Origin of the sequence: Streptomyces sp. NPDC048171 (assembly GCF_043202655.1) — a bacterium.
Taxonomy (GTDB): domain Bacteria; phylum Actinomycetota; class Actinomycetes; order Streptomycetales; family Streptomycetaceae; genus Streptomyces.
This window is the reverse complement of the sequence record NZ_JBIDAU010000013.1, coordinates 45,510-63,679: the sequence shown is the minus strand read 5'-3', so window position 1 is coordinate 63,679 and position 18,170 is coordinate 45,510. Positions and strand designations below refer to the sequence as shown.

At 69.0% G+C, this 18,170-nt stretch carries 13 protein-coding genes and 1 pseudogene; 11 read left to right on the top strand and 3 right to left on the bottom strand.

Features of this window, described 5'->3' with window-relative positions; translation table 11 throughout:
- Window positions 1–9: 9 nt before the first annotated feature.
- The 6 genes and pseudogenes from ACGF3J_RS32165 to ACGF3J_RS32140 all read left to right on the top strand — a co-directional run.
- Window positions 10–102 (top strand): annotated as a pseudogene (locus ACGF3J_RS32165) (3-oxoacyl-ACP reductase); the annotation flags it as partial.
- Window positions 103–249: 147 nt separating this feature from the next.
- Window positions 250–1,488 (top strand): acyl-CoA dehydrogenase family protein, encoded by a 1,239-nt coding sequence (locus tag ACGF3J_RS32160; protein ID WP_393855515.1) that lies wholly within the window; start codon window positions 250–252, stop codon window positions 1,486–1,488.
- Window positions 1,488–2,588 (top strand): phosphotransferase family protein, encoded by a 1,101-nt coding sequence (locus ACGF3J_RS32155; protein WP_393855397.1) that lies wholly within the window; start codon window positions 1,488–1,490, stop codon window positions 2,586–2,588. The genes ACGF3J_RS32160 and ACGF3J_RS32155 overlap by 1 nt, the downstream gene beginning before the upstream one ends.
- A gap of 158 nt (window positions 2,589–2,746) precedes the next feature.
- Window positions 2,747–2,980 carry a hypothetical protein gene (locus tag ACGF3J_RS32150; protein WP_125489756.1) on the top strand — a complete coding sequence of 78 codons (234 nt, stop codon included), beginning with the start codon at window positions 2,747–2,749 and terminating at the stop codon, window positions 2,978–2,980.
- Entirely contained in the window at window positions 2,977–4,581 is a 1,605-nt protein-coding gene (locus ACGF3J_RS32145; protein ID WP_393855396.1) for a transporter, read from the top strand. Before ACGF3J_RS32150 ends, ACGF3J_RS32145 begins: the two co-directional genes overlap by 4 nt.
- A gap of 176 nt (window positions 4,582–4,757) precedes the next feature.
- Window positions 4,758–5,624: a phytanoyl-CoA dioxygenase family protein gene (locus ACGF3J_RS32140; RefSeq protein ID WP_393855395.1), complete on the top strand. Its 867-nt coding sequence runs from the start codon at window positions 4,758–4,760 to the stop codon at window positions 5,622–5,624.
- A gap of 17 nt (window positions 5,625–5,641) precedes the next feature.
- Here the strand turns inward: ACGF3J_RS32140 and ACGF3J_RS32135 are convergent, their stop codons facing one another.
- Window positions 5,642–7,024, bottom strand: coding sequence for a diacylglycerol/lipid kinase family protein (locus tag ACGF3J_RS32135; protein ID WP_393855514.1), 1,383 nt, complete (start codon window positions 7,022–7,024; stop codon window positions 5,642–5,644).
- A 185-nt stretch (window positions 7,025–7,209) separates the two neighbouring features.
- Between ACGF3J_RS32135 and ACGF3J_RS32130 the strand changes: the two genes are divergently transcribed.
- Together ACGF3J_RS32130 and ACGF3J_RS32125 are read left to right on the top strand one after the other, a co-directional pair.
- Window positions 7,210–9,423 (top strand): SpoIIE family protein phosphatase, encoded by a 2,214-nt coding sequence (locus ACGF3J_RS32130; RefSeq protein WP_393855394.1) that lies wholly within the window; start codon window positions 7,210–7,212, stop codon window positions 9,421–9,423.
- Window positions 9,424–9,514: 91 nt separating this feature from the next.
- Window positions 9,515–10,141 (top strand): TetR/AcrR family transcriptional regulator, encoded by a 627-nt coding sequence (locus ACGF3J_RS32125; protein WP_161326790.1) that lies wholly within the window; start codon window positions 9,515–9,517, stop codon window positions 10,139–10,141.
- A 74-nt stretch (window positions 10,142–10,215) separates the two neighbouring features.
- Here the strand turns inward: ACGF3J_RS32125 and ACGF3J_RS32120 are convergent, their stop codons facing one another.
- On the bottom strand, window positions 10,216–13,431 hold the full coding sequence (locus ACGF3J_RS32120; protein ID WP_393855393.1) for a bifunctional cytochrome P450/NADPH--P450 reductase: 3,216 nt from the start codon (window positions 13,429–13,431) through the stop codon (window positions 10,216–10,218).
- Between the two features lie 251 nt (window positions 13,432–13,682).
- Between ACGF3J_RS32120 and ACGF3J_RS32115 the strand changes: the two genes are divergently transcribed.
- The 3 genes from ACGF3J_RS32115 to ccsB all read left to right on the top strand — a co-directional run bounded on the left by ACGF3J_RS32115 (window position 13,683) and on the right by ccsB (window position 18,034).
- Window positions 13,683–14,744 carry a zinc-binding dehydrogenase gene (locus ACGF3J_RS32115; protein ID WP_393855392.1) on the top strand — a complete coding sequence of 354 codons (1,062 nt, stop codon included), beginning with the start codon at window positions 13,683–13,685 and terminating at the stop codon, window positions 14,742–14,744.
- A 520-nt stretch (window positions 14,745–15,264) separates the two neighbouring features.
- The gene (locus ACGF3J_RS32110; RefSeq protein ID WP_161326787.1) at window positions 15,265–16,662 is read left to right on the top strand and encodes an FAD-dependent oxidoreductase; all 1,398 of its coding nucleotides are present in this window, start codon (window positions 15,265–15,267) and stop codon (window positions 16,660–16,662) included.
- 256 nt (window positions 16,663–16,918) lie between these two features.
- Window positions 16,919–18,034: a c-type cytochrome biogenesis protein CcsB gene (ccsB, locus tag ACGF3J_RS32105; protein ID WP_393855391.1), complete on the top strand. Its 1,116-nt coding sequence runs from the start codon at window positions 16,919–16,921 to the stop codon at window positions 18,032–18,034.
- 9 nt (window positions 18,035–18,043) lie between these two features.
- Here the strand turns inward: ccsB and ACGF3J_RS32100 are convergent, their stop codons facing one another.
- Entirely contained in the window at window positions 18,044–18,166 is a 123-nt protein-coding gene (locus ACGF3J_RS32100; protein ID WP_393855522.1) for a hypothetical protein, read from the bottom strand.
- Window positions 18,167–18,170 lie beyond the last annotated feature (4 nt).

Genomic DNA, 18,170 nt, shown 5'->3' with positions numbered 1-18,170 from the left:
AACTGATCCATGAGCGAGAACCACACCGACCAAAGCCGTTTCTCGGGCCGCGTCGCCGTCGTGACCGGAGCGAGCCGGGGCATCGGTCTCGCCGTCGCGGAACGACTCGTCGCCGAAGGGGCGCGCGTGTGCGTCACGGCGCGCAAGACCGGACCTCGAGGAGGCCGCCGCCACTCTTCCCGCGGGCAGCGTCGTCACCGTCGCCGGCGGAACCGCGTAACGACCTCGCCCACCCCACAAAGGACATCCATGACCATCCCTCACCTTCCGTCGGAGATCACGAACCTGCTTGGGCGCACCCGCCGTTTCGTCCGCGAGGTCGTCGTCGACGCCGAGCCCGCGCCCGGCGGGCGTCTCGACCAGGCAACCCGCGACCGGCTGCAGGCCGCGGCGAAGGAGGCCGGCGTCTTCGCGCCGCTCGTGCCGAAGGAGTACGGCGGCCAGGGCCTGCCCATCCAGCACTGGTCACCGATCCTCCAGGAGGCCGGCTACTCGCCGATCGGTCCCGTGGCGCTCAACTGCATGGCACCCGACGAGGGGAACATGCACATGCTCAACCTCATCGCGACCGAAGAGCAGAAGAAGCACTACCTCGCGCCCCTGGCGGCCGGGGACGTCCGGTCCTGCTTCGGCATGACCGAGCCCCACCCCGGAGCGGGGTCCGACCCGGCGGCGCTGCGGACCACGGCCGTGCGCGCCGACGGCGGCTGGATCATCGACGGCCACAAGCGGTTCACCAGCGGGGCTGTCGGTGCCGGGTTCTGCATCGTGATGGCGCGGACGCCGGCCGTCGACGGCTCCCCCGAGGGGGCCACCATGTTCCTCGTCGACATGACGAACCTTGGAATCCGGGTCGGCGAGGCGATCCACACCGTCGACCGCTCCATCGACGGCGGTCACCCGCACCTCCACCTGGAGGACTGCTTCGTCGCCGACGACGCGGTGCTCGGCGAGGTGGGGCTGGGATTCCGGTACGCGCAGGTACGGCTCGGACCCGCACGTCTCACACACTGCATGCGGTGGCTGGGGCTGGCGCGGCGGGCGCACGACATCGCGCTGGACCGGGCCGCGCGGCGTGAGCTGTTCGGCGGCCCGATCGACTCGCTCGGCCTGGCACAGCACCTCATCGCCGAGTCGGTGATCGACATCGAGACCTCCGACGCGGTCATCGCCAAGACCGCGGCTCTGCTGCACAGTGACCCGAAGGCGGGTTCGGCGATGTCGTCGGTGGCGAAGGTGCACTGTTCGGAGGCGGTCTTCCGGGTGGTCGACCGTGCCGTCCAGATCTGCGGAGGGGACGGGGTCTCCGACGGGCTTCCACTGGCGCAGTACCTCAACGAGGTCCGCCCGTTCCGGATCTACGACGGCTCCAACGAGACCCACCGGTGGGCCATCGCCCGCCGGGCATCGGCCGGCCGCAGCGCAGCGGTCCAGGCCGGTGAGCGGTACCGGGGCGACGCTGTCGTGGGCCGGAACGGAGGCTCGTGATGAACACCGTCCCCGACGGCGTGGAGGTCGTCGCGAGCTGGGAGAGTTCCCGTCACCTCGACAGCGCGCCGCTCCTCGTCCTCGACGCGGTCGCCGGCTTCCTCGACGCACACGGCATCGGCAGCGGCCCGCTCGCGTGGCAGCGCATCGGCGACGGCCACTCCAACATCACCTACCTGCTCCACCGAGGCAACGAGTGCGTCGTCCTACGCCGTGGACCGCGCCCGCCGCTGCCCAAATCGACGCACGACATGGTGCGCGAGGCCCGCATCCAGAGGATCCTCGACGGCCACGGGGTGCCGGTGCCGGAGATCGTCGCGGTATGCGAGGACGCGTCGCTGCTGGGGGTGCCGTTCTACCTCATGTCCCGGCTCGACGGGATCGTCATCACCGACACGATCCCATCCCGCCTCTCCCCCGCCGAACAGCGCCGGGCCACCGGCGAGGCGGTCGTCGACACCCTCGTCGCCCTGCACAGCATCGACGTGACCGGAGCGGAACTCGCCTCCCTGGGCTTCCCCGAGGGCTATCTCCGGCGCCAGGTCGACAGGTTCCACGGGTTGTGGGAGGTCAACACCACACGCAGCCTGCCCGCGGTGGAGCGTATCGGGGACTGGCTCGGCCGTAACCTCCCGACGAGCCAGGCGGCATCGGTGGTGCACGGCGACTACCGCATGGGCAACCTCATGTTCGCACCCCAGGCGCCGGCCAGGGTCCTCGCGATCCTGGACTGGGAAATGGCCACGCTCGGTGACCCGCTCGCGGACCTGGGCTACCTCACCGCCACCTACTCCGAGGCCGGCAGCCCTGCCACCCCGCTCGAACTCACCCGGGTGACACGGTCGCCCGGCTACCTCACCCGGCGCCAACTGGCAGAGCGCTACGAGTCCCGCACGGGCCTCGATCTGACCCCGCTGCCCTGGTACCAGACCCTCGCACTGTGGAAGGCAGCCATCTTCTGCGAGGCCATCTACACCCGCTGGCAGCGTGGGGAGCGTCCCCACGACAAGACCTTCGGGCCGTCGCTCGAAACGGGTGTCCCCCGACTGCTGGAGCAGGCGGGGCGATACGCCGGCCTGACGGCGACCACTCGCCGCTGACACCCCACGCGTCCCGGTACGGCCACCCGAATCCAACGCTCGTCCTCAACGGCTGCGACCGTCTCCACGACCCGTCGCGCTGTGTCCGTCTTCCCTTATCTTCAGAGAGAGATCTCGTGCCCTCCGCTTCCTCCCGGCATTCATCCCGTGACACACGAGTGCTGGTCACTGTCAACGCCCTGCCGCTCGCCGTCGGTGTCCTGCTCTCCTGCTCCACAACCCTCGGTGAGGTCTCCGTGTACGGACGCCTCACCCTCGGCACGGCGTGGGCGCTCACGCAGCTCCTCGTCCTCGTCGGCGGGACGTGGTGGTACGAGAGCCGGGCCGCGTCCTCGTGCGAGCCTGCCCCGGCGACGACCGCTGCCTCTCGTTCGGTCGGGGGCACGTGGTGACGACGTACCTCCTGAGCGCCGGCTCGCCCGACCTCATCGGCCCCGCCGCGAGGGGCGCGGTCATCACCGCCTTCTTCGTCTTCATCGGCCTCTGCCTCCTGTGGGTCTTCACCCTCGCCACTCAGGACGACGATCCGGAACACCTCTACGTCGCCGGCCGGTCTCTCCCGCCCGTCTTCAACGGCGTCGCGATGGCCGGGGAACAGATCACGGTCGTCATCCTGGTCTCGTTGCCGGGAGCGATCGCCCTGTTCGGGTACGACGGTGTCTCGACCGCCGTCGACAGTGCCCTCGCACTCGGTGTCTTCCTGCTCCTCGCCTCCAGGATTCGCGCGACCCGCCGCTACACCCTCGGTGAGCTGTTCGCCCTGCGTGCCGAGGGACCGGGAACGCGGATCGCCGGTGCGGTGGTGACGCTGTGCATCGCCGTACCCCTGCTCATGGTCCAGCTGCGGGCCGGCGGCATCACCGCCGCTCTTCTGATCGGCATGCCGACCGAGACGGCCCAAGTGGTGTGCACGGTACTGATGGGATTCCTCATCACATGCTTCGCGGGAGTGGCGGATCTGCGCGGCACCAGTTTCATACAGGTCGCCAAGGTGCCCATAGCCCTGGCGACGCTCGCCGCACTGACCCTGCTGGCGCTCCGCCTGTTCGACTGGAGTCCTGAATCGCTGCTGTCGGCCGCCATGGACAAGAGCATGTCGCCGGATGACTACCTCAGCCCCGGGCTGTGGGCGCACACCGCCGACTTCGGTCCGCTCGGCACGATCAGCGACCACATCGTCGTCGTCCTCGGCACCGCGATGATGCCCCACCTGCTCCTGCGGGTCAGCGCCAGTCGGGACGCGTCCGCCGCGCGACGCTCATCGAGCGTCGCCGTAGGGCTGACCGGCCTCTTCTACCTGCTCCTGATCACGGCCGGTGTCGCCGCCGCCGCGGTGGTGGGCAGCGGACAGATCGGGGTCGTCGACGGGAAGGGACAGGGAGCCCCGATCCTCCTGGCATCGGAGGTCCTCCCCCACCACTCCACGGGCCGGGTCGTGGTCATCGTCCTCGTGGCCTGTGTCGCCTTTCTCGCCGTCCTCACAGCCGTGGCGAGCGTGACCTTCGCCGCCGCCGTCTCCGTGGCCCGCGACCTGTTCGGGCAGAAGGGCCGCTCCAGGATCGGCATCGGAGAGCCCGCCGTCATGCGACTGTCCGTTGTCGCGCTCTGCGTCGTCAGCCTTCTCCTCGCCACCGCCCTGTACCGCTACCCCATTGAATTCCTCCTCGCCTTCTCGCTGAGTCTCGCGGCCACCTGTGTGTTCCCCGCACTCGTCTACTCCTTCCTGTGGACCGGCTTCAATCGCCGAGGGCTGCTGTGGCTCGTCTACGGAGGGCTGTCCCTCTGCGCACTCCTGACCCTCGCCTCCCCCGCGGTGTCCGGGACGAAGTACGCGCTGTTGCCGGAGCAGGACTTCAACCTGATCCCGCTTCACACCCCCGGGCTGATCTCCGTCCCGGCAGCCTTCCTCCTCGGATGGCTCGGCAGCGCGCGGCCGTGGGAGGGGGCCGCACGAACCCGGCGCACGGCGTTGAGGGAGGCACGGAGTCAGTGACAGGCGCCGGCTCCTGACTCGACAACCGCGGGAGAGCGGCGCCGCGCCGGCGTGTGCATCGTGCACCGCGCCCGAGCAAGGCAGGTGCTCGCTGTCGTTCTCGACGGCGGTCGTGGCTGGCGAAAGTAGCGCCACCAACCACAGGAACAGCAAGGACATTGAGGGAGAGAAGGCACATGACCACACAGAAGCAGCGTCAGACCCTTACGTCGGTGGAGACCGACACGCCGACGGACGAGATCCTCACGCTCCTGACCCGCGACGGAGGCGTCGTCGTCAGGAACTTCCTGACGAACGAGCAGATGAACCGCTTCAACGCCGAGATCGAGCCGCCGCTGCAGTCTCTTCGCCCCGGCTCGACCCACGAGAACGAAATGGTGGCCGCGTTCCACGGCAGCAACACCAAGCGACTCACCAACCTGGTCACGCACAGCGCCACGTTCCGCAACGAGATCCTCGAGCACTCCCTGGTCCACGAGGTCTGCGACCGGACCTTCCTCCCGGAGTCGGGCACGTACTGGATGACCACCGCGCAAGTGATCGAGATCGGCCCCCGCAGCCAGGCGCAGATGCTGCACCGGGACTTGGAGAACTGGTTCCCTTTCATCGGGATGGGGCCCGACGGTCCAGAGGTCACCCTCAACTTCCTGATCGCCCTGACCGACTTCACGGAGGAGAACGGAGCCACCCGAGTCATCCCCGGGAGCAACCACTGGAGCGACTTCGAGGATCGTGGAACTCCTGAGCAGACAGTCCCCGCGATCATGAACGCCGGAGACGCCCTTCTGTTCAGCGGCAAGACCGCGCACGGAGGCGGCGCGAACCAGACCGGCGACGAGTACCGGCGGGCCCTGGCCTTCGCCCTCAATCCGGGCTTCCTCACCGGCGAGGAGGCGTACCCCTTCCTGGTCGGCATGGAGGTCGCGAAGACGCTCTCGCCGCGTGTCCAGCGCATCCTCGGGTTCCGGTCCCAGTACCCGACGGGCTCGCCCGGCCTGTGGCAGGTCGACTACGCCGACCTGGGCGACTACCTCGGTCTCTGAGGACCGACCCGAGCAACTCACGGGCCCTGGCCGCGCACGGGACCGCACGCGAGGGCGAGCAGTTTCCGCCAGTCGACCGGGGGCGCTGGTGGCGGTGCGCCGGGGCGGTCGCGTGGCAGCAAGACCCGTAGCGCGCGGGGCCGTACCGAGCACACGACCGGTGTGCGCAGCCACAGCGCCTCCCCGTCGACCGCCACCGGAATTTGCGCCTCCTGGCCGCCCCCCGTCTGCGGGGACTGCGGGCCCCCGGCCGTAACCTCGACCCGCCGCGCGGTCGTCACGGTGAGCCCCGGCGCCTGTGAGCCCCACAGGGCCAGCTGTGCCGCCTGGGCCGCGTTCGCCACCCTGATCCCGATCACGCCCAGCTCCCCGTCATCGAGCACGGGCCGACGCCTGCCGCCGCTCAGTTCGTCGGGCGAAGCGTACGGATTGTTGCTGATCAACAGCGCCTGTTGGTCCGCGAGCCGGGTACCGTCCGCGCGCGCGTCGAGTCGTCGCGCGCCCTCCTTGGCCAGGAGGTCCGGCATGAGCTTCAGTGCGGTGCCCGTCTTGTCGTCGCGGTACTCGGGGCTCTGCACGATGTCCGCGTACACGCCGAAAGACACCGTGTTGACGAAGGGACGACCGGATACGTCGCCGAGATCGACCCGGATTTCCTCTCCTTCGGTCAGGGCATCGAGGCAGCGGGCCGGGTCGGCGCGGTCGAGGCCGAGATCCATGGCGAAGTGGTTGCGGGTACCCGCGGAGATCACGAGGAACGGCAGTCCGTGTTCGGCGGCGACGGCCGCGACCAGTGCCTGAGTACCGTCGCCACCGGCGACACCGAGCAGATCGGCACCGTCTTCTACGGCCTCTCGGGCCAGTCCGCCCACGTCGGCCGGGGCTGACGGGTCCAGCAGGATCACCCGCGCGCCCAGTCGCTCCGCCCGCTTCACGAGGTCGAAGCGGCCGACCTTGCCGCCGCCCGACTTCGGATTCATGATCAGCACCGCCCGCCTCGGCGGACGTGCGCGTACGGGCCGCTGCGACCGGGGCGGCCGCGCTCGGTGCAGCGCCGTGCGGCCGCAGGTCACCGCCGTCGCCCAGGACAGGCTGGAGACCAACGCGATCAGCCACAGACCGCTCCGTGCATAGAACACGAGCACGCCGGCCGGCGCCGCGACGGCCACGAACGCGCCGAGCAGCCGCGCGAGACCGCGCCGGGCCACGAGCCACCAGATGCCTGCGGCGCAGACCACGAGCCCGAGAATCCCGGCTACGACCACGAGCAGTCCGCCCCCGCCCAGGGCAAACAGCAGCACTACCACGGCGGTGATTGCCGCCACCACGGCGCACCGCGCGAGCAGCCGGGCGGCCCACCCGGCCCGCGACCGTGTTGTTCGTGTCCTGTCTATGACCATCTCCTGAAGGAGGTGCCGATCCGTTCTGTCTCTCCAGCCTGGAGTAGCGCCCCTGTTCGAGGCGTCCCGGACGCGCGTTCGGGTGAGCCGGTCGGTCGAGCGCGTCGCTTCCCGGCTCGAAGCAGGTGAGGGCTGCCCCAGCTGCACGAAGGGCGTACGCCGGGGGCTTCCCGTACATTCGCACTATGGGGACCGACGTCGATGCGTTCCTTGTCCAGCTGGCCCGCCACCTCAGGCCGCAGGCGGAGGAGCTGGCCGGCCTGCTGCTCCAGCATCTGACCGGCGAACTCCCCGAGCTGTCGGAGGAGAGGGACATCGCGGCTCTGAACCTGGAGGAGACGGTCCAGCACATCACCGCCTTTCTGGACCTCATCGCGACCCGCCCTGACGCGGGCGCCGCGCACGTTCCTCCGGCCGCCTTGGAAGTAGGTCGCCTCTACGCCCGGCGGGGGATCCCGGTGAGCAGACTCCTGCGTGGCTACCGGCTCGGCCACCTCAGCCTGCTCGGAATGGTCCAGGCCGAAGCTCCCCGCCTCACCAGCGACTGGCACATGATCCACCTGGCCGCGATGAAACTGATCACGATCGGCTTCGACTACGTGGACCGGTCCTCGGAGGAGGTCCTCGCCGCCTACCAGGAGGAGCGCGACCATCTCCTCCAGCGCCGACTCGCCCTCACCAACAGGGCGAGCAAGCGGATCGGGACCACGCTCGACGTCACCCGCACCGCACAGGAGTTGACGGAGGTGTGCACCGAGGAATTCGCCGACCTCGTCACCGTCGACCTCTTCGACTCCGCCCTCGACGAGACGGGCACGGGTTCACCGGAGGCTCTGATGCAGCGCCGAGTCGCCCAGCGCTCCGTCCTCGACGGCTGTCCGGAGTCCCTGGTCCGCATCGGTGAGGCCCATTCCTACCCCGACGACTCGGAACCGGCTCGCACCCTGGCCACCGGACGATCCGTCCTGCACCGCATCGGCAGGACCGAGATGCCCGTGTGGATGGCCCCGTCCGAGTCGCACAGTCAGGCGTTGCGCGCCCTCGGCCTCCACTCGGTTCTCCTCGTAGCGTTGCACGCCCGCGGGGAGACACTGGGCCTGGTCCAGTTCTCACGCCATCGCACCTCGGTCCCCTTCGACAACGACGACCTCCTGCTCGCGCAGGAGATCGTCTCCAGGGCGGCGGTGTCCATCGACAACGCCCGCCGGTACACCCGTGAGCGTTCCACCGCGCTCGCTCTCCAGCGAACCCTGCTGCCGCGACACACGGCGAAACAGTCGGCCGTCGAAGCGGCCTCGCGATACCTGCCCGCCGGGTCCCGTGCGGGTGTGGGCGGTGACTGGTACGACGTGATTCCGCTGTCCGGGGCCCGCGTCGCGCTCGTCGTCGGCGACGTGGTCGGACGCGGCCTGCACGCCGCCGCCACCATGGGTCGACTCCGCACAGCCGTCCGCGCCTTCGCCGACATCGACCTCATGCCCGATGAGCTGCTCACGCATCTGGACGACGTGGTCATCCGGATGCAGCGCGAGGAGTCACGGGACGAGGGTGAGACCAGCGCCACCTGCCTGTACGCGATCTACGACCCCGTCTCCCGTCTGTGCTCCGTCGCCAGTGCCGGCCATGTCCCGCCGACCGTGGTGCCCCCCTCGACCACCGGCGACGACACCCGGACCTCCAGCGTGGTCGAGCTGCCCCAGGTGTCGGTCGGTCCGCCCCTCGGCCTGGGCGGACTCCCCTTCGAGACGACCGAGTTCGAACTGCGGGAGAGCAGCCTGCTGGTGCTGCACACCGATGGGCTGATCGCCGACCGCACGCGTGACGTGGACGTCGCACTCACCACGCTGCACGATGTCCTCACCTCGGCGCCGGAGTCGCTGGAGGAGACCTGCGACCACCTGCTGGCCGCTCTGCTGCCCAGCCGACCCGCCGATGACGTCGCTCTGCTGATTGCCCGGACCCGCGCCCTCGATCCCGACCATGTCGCAGCGATCAACCTGCCGTCCGATCCAGCAGCCGTATCCGAAGCCCGCCGCTTCACGTCCGACGCACTTGCAGCCTGGGGGCTGGAGGAGATGTCGTTCACCACCGAGCTGGCCGTCAGCGAACTGGTGACGAACGCGATCCGCTACGGCAAGAGCCCCATCCAGCTCCGCCTGATCCTCCAGTCGACGCTTACCTGCGAGGTCTCCGACGCCAGCAGCACGGCCCCGCATCTGCGCCGCGCCCGGATCTTCGACGAAGGCGGCCGGGGCCTGCTGCTGGTGGCCCAGCTAACCGATCGCTGGGGCGCACGACACAGTCGTGAGGGAAAGGTCATCTGGGCCGAGCAGGCTCTCCCCGCGGACAGCGGATCCGACCACCGAGCCAACGAGACACCGCTCGGGCCTGACGGCTGAGGCGCGTGCGACCAGGGCGTTCGCGTGGCCGGTGACGAAGCCCTCGATCGAAGCGACTTGATCGATCGACTAAGTCGATACACTGGACTGCATGGCTCATGTTTCCGCGGCGGAGCGCCGCCCCCAGTTGATCAAGGCGGCCATCGACCTCATGACCCGGGAGGGCGTCGCCGCGGGAAGCACCCGTGCCATCGCCGCGGAGCTCGGCGTCGCACAGGCCACCGTCCACTACACCTTCGGCACGAAGGAGGATCTCTACCGGGCGGTGATGGACCAGATCACCGACGAGCTGGTCGCGCAGGTGCAGCGGGCGGCGCCGGAGGACGCGGGCTTCGAGAGGACCTTCAGCGCCCTGGCGGGGGCCTTGTGGGGCACCGTGCGCGAGCCGACGTCGCACCAGCAGCTGCTCACTGAACTGACCATGTTCGCCCTGCGTGTGCCCGGGCTCAACGAGGCCCGGCAGAGCCATTACCAGCGGGTCATCGAGGTGACCGCACAGGTGATCGCCGAAACTGCGGACAGGACGGGACAGAAACTGGCCGAGTCCCCCGAAACAGTGGCTCGGTTCTTCCTCTCCGGCTTCGACGGACTCACCATGCAGGTCCTGCTGTGTGTGCCGGACGAGGCCACGGAGCGGACGGGCCTCAGGGCACTCGTCGCCGCGACCGTGGCGCTGGCCAAGGGGAGCCTCGACCTCCCGGACGTGCCGACGGCCTGACACGACGTGAAGACGGTTGGGGGCGCACCTGGAAGGTGCGCCCCCAACCGTCTGTCTCTGCCCACGCGTGAGACTCAGCCGGCCCAGACGTCTTCGACGTAGCGCCCGGACTCGACGAGCGCCGCGAGCCACGCCACGGCCTGCTCATCGCTCGCACCGGTCCGTTCACGATAGAGCGCCATGAACGCTTCCCGTACGGCCGGTGCCATACGGCGGCCGTCGCCGCAGATGTAGACGCGCCCGTCGGACTCCAGGACCGACCACACCTCCTCGCTCTCGCGGACGATGCGCTCCTGGACGAAGCGGGCGCCGTTCTCGGGCGCGTGCATGAAGGTGGGGCGCATGCTGACGGCGCCGGCCGCCTCGGCTGCCTCGAACTCCTCCCGGTGGAGGAAGTCCACGTCGGGATGGTCGCAGCCGAAGTAGCAGAGCAGGGTGCCGGTCGAGCCGGCGTGATGGCGATCGAGGACCGCGCCGCGGAAGGGCGCGAGGCCGGTACCCGCGCTGATCAGGATCACCGGTACGGAGGTGTCCTCGGGGAGGCGGAAGGACTCGCTGCACGGCAGGACCCGGGCCTGGATCACATCGCCCGCGTTCACCGTCTGCAGGAAGTGCGAGGCGATGCCCCGGAAGGTGCCCTCCCCCAACCGGTGGGGCGCCGCGAGCAGCGACACCATCAGGTCCGCCTCACCCGGCCGGGCCGCGGCGGACGACGAGATCGAGTAGTGCCGGGGACGCAGCACCGGCAGCATCTCCAGGAAGCGTTCGAAGGGCAGTTCGCACGCACCGTAGCGCTCCACGAGGTCCAGGACGCTGAGCCCCGCGACGGTCACGTGCTCCTGGAAGGACTCGGCACCGGCGGTGGCGAAGACGGTGAGCGGCTGCTTCTCGGGCGGGCAGGAGGTGTGCTCGGCGAGCACGGCGACCTGCTCCTGGGTGGCCGGGTCCTGCAGCTCGACGAAGTCGGTGAGCAGGCGGCGCAGGGTCAGCGGCCGGTCGACCGGCAGCGCGCCCCGACTCCGACGGCGGGCGCGCAGCCGGACCGTGCGGTCCAGGTCGAGGCCGAAGCGGTCGGCGACACGCTGGACGAGGGCCTCGGGGTTGCTGGGCAGTACGGCCAGGTGATCAGCGGTGCGGTAGCTGACGCCCTCGGGCAGACGGAGCCGCAGGAACCGCTTGGAGCGTCCGAGTTCGTGGTCGGTGTCGACGAGTTCGTACGCTTCGATGACCTCCATCGGCTGGACGCCGTGGCGCTCGGCGAGACCGCCGAGGACCGACTCCGAGGTGTCCTCCAGCTCGTACAGCCCTTCCGCTTCCGGCTCCGGTGCGGTGCCTGCCGCTTCGCCGGCGACCGCTGCGCCGTACTCGTCCAGCAGGACCGTCCACAGGTCCGCCGTCCACTGGTCGACCACTCCGCCGAAGTCACCTGATGCGTCGGCGGCGCCGCGCTCCAGAAGCGGGACGGCGCCGGCGGCGGCCAGACGCTCGTCGATCAGGGTGGGGATGCGCTGGTAGGTCGCCGCCCAGTTGCGGTCGCCGACACCGAGGACGGCGTACCGCAAGCCGGTGAGCGAGCCGGGGGCGAGGTTCTCCAGAGCGGCGACGAACTCGGCTGCGTCGTCGGTGGGGCGGCCGTTGTAGGAAGCGGCGACGATGACGACGGGGCCCTCGGTACCGGCCAGCCTTTCCGTGTACTCGTTGAGGGCGGCGACGGACGGGGCGAAGCCGTGCTCCTCGCCGTCACCGCCGAGGTCGCGGGCGATACCGGCGCAGGTGCCGAGGTTGGATCCGTGCAGCAGGGTCAGCGCGGTGCCGCTCGCACGGCGCGTCACGGTGGCGGTCCGGCCTGCGAGGGCGTCCACCGTCGTCACGGCGGGCAGGCGCCGTTCGTCGCTGGTGCGGCGGGCGAGCCGGAGGCTGAAGCCGTCGGGCTTGATGGTCAGCGTCGACTTGATCTTCAGCTGGTAGTCGGTGTGGTCGATCAGACGGTAGCGGTGCACCAGCAGGCCCAGCAGCAGGGTGGCCTCGTGCAGCGCGAACTGGCGGCCGATGCAGGCCCGCTCGCCGTTGCCGAACGGCTTGAAGGCGTGGACCGAGCGGGCCGCCTCCCGCTCGGGGGTGAAGCGCTCGGGATCGAACAGCTCGACGTTCTCCCCCCAGGCCGCGTCACGGTGGAGGGCCGAGGTGATCACCATCAGCGACTCGCCCTTGCGTACGGGGTACTTGCCGCCGATGACGGTGTCCTCGATCGGCTCGACGGCGAACGCGGGAGCCGTCGGCCACAGCCGCAGGCTCTCGTTGAGCACCTGACGGATGTAGGTGAGCTTGCCGATGTCGCCGTACCCGGGATCCGGGTCGTCGACGTCACCCCACAAGGCGTCCACCTCGGCCTGGGCCCGGGCGAGCACCTCCGGATGCTTGGTGAGGTAGTAGAGGGCGAAGGAGAGCGCGCTGCTGGTGGTCTCGTGGCCGGCGATCAGGAAGGTGATCACCTGGTGGCGGATGTTGACGTCGTCCAGCAGCTCGCCGGTGGCGGGGTCCTCGGTGTGCAGCATGAGCCCCATCAGGTCGTCCGTGCTGGTGTCGCCGGAGGCACGGCGCTCCTTGATCACCTCGTCGACGAGGTCCGTCATCAGGTCGACGTCCCTCCGGAACTGCTCGACCTTCTTCCTCTTGAAGAACTCGGAGCCCGGCATGGACTCGCCCTTCTCCTGGGCGAAGACAAGAGCCCGGGCCATCGCGTCGACGAACGGATGCAGCTCGTTGCGCCGGAAGGACTGGAAGTCGTAGCCGAAGCCGCACAGACCGATCGTGTCGAAGGTCAGCCGGGTCATCTCGTCGGGGACATCCACCGACTGCACCCCGGCGAGCCGGTCCCACTTGCCGATCAGTGAGCGGGCGACCTTGAGCATGGGGGCGTGGTAGCTGCGCATCGCGCCGAGCGAGAACGCGGGCATCAGGACGTCGTGGGCCTTGCGCCAGTTCGGTTCGTGGTTGTACGCGGTGAACAGACCGTCCCCGGCCAGGGCCCGAACCTCGACCAGGTCGGCGTGAACGTGCTTGCGGAAGCGGGTCTCGTCCGACAGTTCGGTCACGAGGTCCAGGCCGCCGATCATGACGGTGTCCCTCCCGAAGACCCGCAGCCGGTACACAGGCCCGAACTCCCTGAACTCCTTCAGCAGGTAGGCCAGGAAGTCCGCGCCCGCAGGAAGGTTCAGCGCGTGGCCTACGAGGGGCAGCGGGGGGCGCTCGGGGATCGCCCGCGCCGCACCTACGGACACCTGAGTCATGAGCGTGCCTTTCGTTTCTCTCCAGCGGTCACCAACCAATCTACACACGACTTTGTCAGTCGAACATGTCAGGTGACTGTATCGAAGGACACAGGCGACTGGGGAACCCGGAATCCGATACGAACGTCCGGCGGCAGCCGCTTGACAGGCGACCTCGTCAAGAGACACGGTTAATCGACATGGTCATGTGACCATGTCGTGCGTCTGAGCTGCAGGCGTGCGCTTCTTCCCGAGCACATCGAGGTTTGCGCATGAACACCATGCTGGCCGGGCGGCTTCGCCTGGACACCCGCACCTTCGCCGTCGAAGAGGTCCCGATCCCGGTTCCCGGCCCGGGCGAAGTCCTCGTCGAAGTGCGGGCCGCCGGCGTCTGCCTGTCCGACATCCATCTGATCGACGGCAGCCTGAGCCCCTTCTACCCCGTGGACACCGTCAAGGACTCCGGTGCCCTCACCCCCGGCCACGAGGTGGCCGGTGTCGTCCACACCGTCGGCCCCGGTGTCAAGGGCGACTGGACCCCCGGCCTGCGCGTCGTACTACAGGCCGGTCAGGCGTGCGGTGACTGCGCCGACTGCCTGCGCTACATGACCTGCCGCCGGCCTCTGACCCGAGGAGTGGACTACGACGGCGGCTGGGCGCAGTACGCCCTCGCCCGGGAGGACACGCTGCTCCCCATCCCGGACCACCTGCCGTTCGACCAGGCCGCGATCATCCCCGACGCCGTCTCCACCCCGTACGCCGCGATCGTCGACACCGGCGCGGTCCGCCCCGCGCAGGCAGTCGGCATCTGGGGAGCCGGAGGTCTCGGCGCCCACGGCATCCGGCTCGCCCGCCTGGCCGGAGCCGCCCCAGTCATCGCCGTCGACCCGCTGCCCTCGGCCCGAGAGCGCGCCCTCCTGTTCGGAGCCGACGAGGCGCTGGACCCCACGGCCGGAGACTTCACCGAGTCGGTGCGCAGGGCGACGGCAGGGCGGGGCATCGACGTCGCCTTCGACTTCGCCGGCGTAGGAGCTGCCCGCGCCCAGGCCGGCACCGTGCTCGGCCCGAACGGCGTCCTGGTCCTCGCCGGCCTCACCCCGGAGCCGGTCAGCGTCGCCGACAGCATCGACTTCTGTTTCAACGTCCGGCAGATCCGCGGACACTACGGCTCCGAACCTGAGCACGTGGAACAGCTCGTCGCGCTGGCCGCCGCCGGACGGATCGACCTCGGCCCCTCCGTCAGCGCCCACGTCCCCCTGGCCGAAGCCGCGGACGCCGTCGCCCGGCTGGAGAAGAAGATCGGAGACCCGATCCGCCTCGTACTCACCCCCTGAGCACGGCGGGGTGGAGTCCGGATCACCAGGCACGACGCAGCCGACCCGGATTATTCGGCCACCCCGCGCCGACAGGGCAGCCACTCAATTCTGTTTTGACTTTTCCGAGGGATCAGAAATCAGCCGAAGCCGGTGTTCGATTACGAGACCGGACGGCGAGCAACTTCACGATCGCCGAATTGTTCGAATGAAGCCACAGGCTTCGGGCGTGGCGAGGTATGACGTGCCACATCGCCCGTCAATCGGCGATGCTGCGTACTCAGGAGGGAATCGGTGCATCGTGCACTCGCCCCGATCGAAACAGGTGCACTTTTCTGTTGCAGCCGGACTCCACAATTGGGACGGTGGAAACGTCGGAACCGCGACCAAGGAGGAGTCGGAAACTGGCATAGGCGCCGCGGATTCAGGCGTGGCACGTCACCATATCTGGCGCGGCATACAGCAGTCTAGAAATCTCTTACCGACCCGTTCACCCAATACATCCCACAATACGCAGACCGCGTGAGTGAAGGAGGAAAGCATGTCGAACTCTCTTAAGGGCGGAACCGAGGAAACAGCAGTCGACGTCGTGATCGTCGGCGCCGGCTTCGCCGGCCTGACCGCCGCAGAACGGCTGGGGAACATGGGGGTGTCGGTCTTGGTCGTGGAAGGTCGCGACCGCGTCGGAGGCCGAGCGTTCTCAGGCGAAGTGGCCGGGGTCAAGGTCGACCTCGGGGCAACGTGGGTCGCACAGCGGCACACTGCGATCCGAGACCTCGCGAGCCGGTTGGGGTGCACCACGACCAGTCAGTTCGACGAGGGCCACAACGTCCTGTGGATGGACGGACAGCGCAGCACCTACACCGGCACCTTTCCCGAGGTCTCACCTGAAGCCTTGGAAGACTTGGCCCGTATTCAGATGGCGGTGGCGGAACTGACTTCGACCATCAACGTCGATGCGGCATGGGAATCCCCGGACGCCGGCCGGCTCGACGCGGTCTCGTTCGGAGAATGGCTCGACCAGCAGCAGGCGACAACGAGCACGCGGGCGCTGATGACCATCCTCACCAAGGTGCAGTGGGGCTGCAGCCCGGGGGATGTCTCTCTGCTGCACGCGTTGCGCTACATTCGCGCTGCAGGGGGCGTGGAGCACATGCTCAGCGTCGAGGGCGGTCAGCAAGAGGAGCGAATCACCGAAACCACTCAGGAGATCGCCGTGAGGCTCGCCGAGCAACTCGGCGACAGGGTTGTCGTCGGTGCCCCTGTTCGACGAATCACCCAGGACGACAGCGGCGTCACGGTCAGTACCGACTCGAAAGTGATCAACGCCAAGTACGCCATCGTCACCGCCGCCCCCTCGCACCGCGCCGACATCGACTTCCAGCCTGCCCTGCCCGACAAGGCGGAAGGGCTCGCGAAGACCTGGCGTCTGGGCACACTGAGCAAGGCGTTCGTCGCCTACGAGAAGCCCTTCTGGCGGAGCAGCGGGCTTTCGGGTGAGGCACTGACCGACACCGGGACCGTTTTCATCACCTTCGACGTTTCGCCCGATGACAGCGGACCAGGCGTCCTGATGGCCTTCTGCGACCCTCGCGTATTCGACGGTTTCAACTCGGCGGATCGACGTCGCCGGGTGATCGACCAGCTCGTCGGGTTGTACGGCGCTCAGGCGAGCACCCCCATCGACTACGTGGACCACTGCTGGGGCCCGGCGTCCGAACCGTTCGCCCCGGGAGGGCCGAACCCTGCTGTAGCCCCCTATGCATCCGTCAGTTACGGCAGCGCCCTCACAGAGCCTCACGGGCGCATCCACTGGGCCGGGGTAGAAACCGCCGGCGAGTGGGCCGGAACCATGAACGGCGCCGTGCTTACGGGCCAGCAGACAGCCGAGCGGGTCGCACAGCGGCTTGGAGGGCACGCCGACAAGGGTGCCCAGTAGGGCAGCGCTGCGGGGAGCCGATCTCGGCAGGCCGAACGGGAAGGCGTGGCAGAGAGCTGCGTCGACCGGCGAGAACGCCGCCGAATCGGCTCCTGGCATCGCGCCAGTGCTGCGGGGGGGCAGGGCAGTCGGGTTCCTCGTCCTCCAGGAACAGGACCGGGCCGGGGGCGCCCGCCGCGCCGAAGAACCCCGAGAACCGCGCCATCCCCGAATCCCCCGACACCCACGCCGTCACTGCCGAAGAGACTGAGAAGAAGTGAATCTCGCCGCCGCGACCAACGAGCATCTCGCGAACGTCAGCAACACGCTGATCTACTCCGCGATGGCCGTCTACACCCTGGCCTTCTTCGCGTACATCACCGAGTGGCTCTTCGGCAGCCGCAGCAAGGTCGGCCGTACCGCCGCCGCACTCACCGCCGGCGCAGCCACCAAGGCGGCGTCCGGCCCGGCCGTCACCGTGAAGAAGGCCGGGGGCACCGCCGTACTGCAACGGCCGCAGGTCGTGGTGCGCTCCGCCTCCGGCTCCCGTGACGTGCCCGACGGTCCCGGCGCGCACGGCGGCACCGAGAAGGGCGACCTCTACGGACGCATCGCCATCTCACTGACCGTCCTCGCCTTCGCCATCGAGGCGGGTGGCGTGGTCTGTCGCGCCCTGTCGGTGCAGCGGGCGCCGTGGGGCAACATGTACGAGTTCAACATCACGCTCACGACGGTCGCCGTCGGCGTGTACCTTGTCCTGCTCGCCTTGCGAAAGAACGTCCGCTGGCTCGGCCTGCCGCTGGCCACGACCGTCCTGCTCGGCCTCGGCCTCGCCGTCACGGTCCTGTACACGGCCAGCGACCAGCTGGTGCCCGCCCTCCACTCGTACTGGCTGTACATCCACGTCTCGACTGCCATCTTCTGCGGCGCGGTCTTCTACGTCGGCGCTGTCGGCACGATCCTGTACCTATTCAAGGACAACTTCGAGAGCAAGCTCGCCGCCGGCGGCACGCCCGGCCGCTTCGCCAACTCGGTCCTGGACCGGCTGCCCTCCGCCGCCTCCCTCGACAAGTTCGCCTACCGCGTCAACGCCGCCGTCTTCCCGCTGTGGACGTTCACGATCATCGCGGGCGCGATCTGGGCGGGCGACGCCTGGGGCCGCTACTGGGGCTGGGACCCCAAGGAGACCTGGTCCTTCATCACCTGGGTTGCCTACGCCTGCTACCTGCACGCCCGCGCCACCGCCGGCTGGAAGGGCCGCAAGGCCGCCTTTCTGGCCCTGATCGCCTTCGGCTGCTGGCTGTTCAACTACTACGGCGTCAACATCTTCGTCTCCGGCAAGCACTCGTACGCGGACGTGGGCCTGGGCGCCCTCCAGTCGGTCAGTTTCTGAACCGGCCCCCTACTGCGGGAGGTCACCGCGGGCGACGCCCGTGACGATGTCCCGCAGCCGTTCCACGTACAGCCGCAGGTTCTTGTGGGCGACGTCGGTGTCCGGGTAGCGGCTTGCGAACCACAGGCCCACCAGC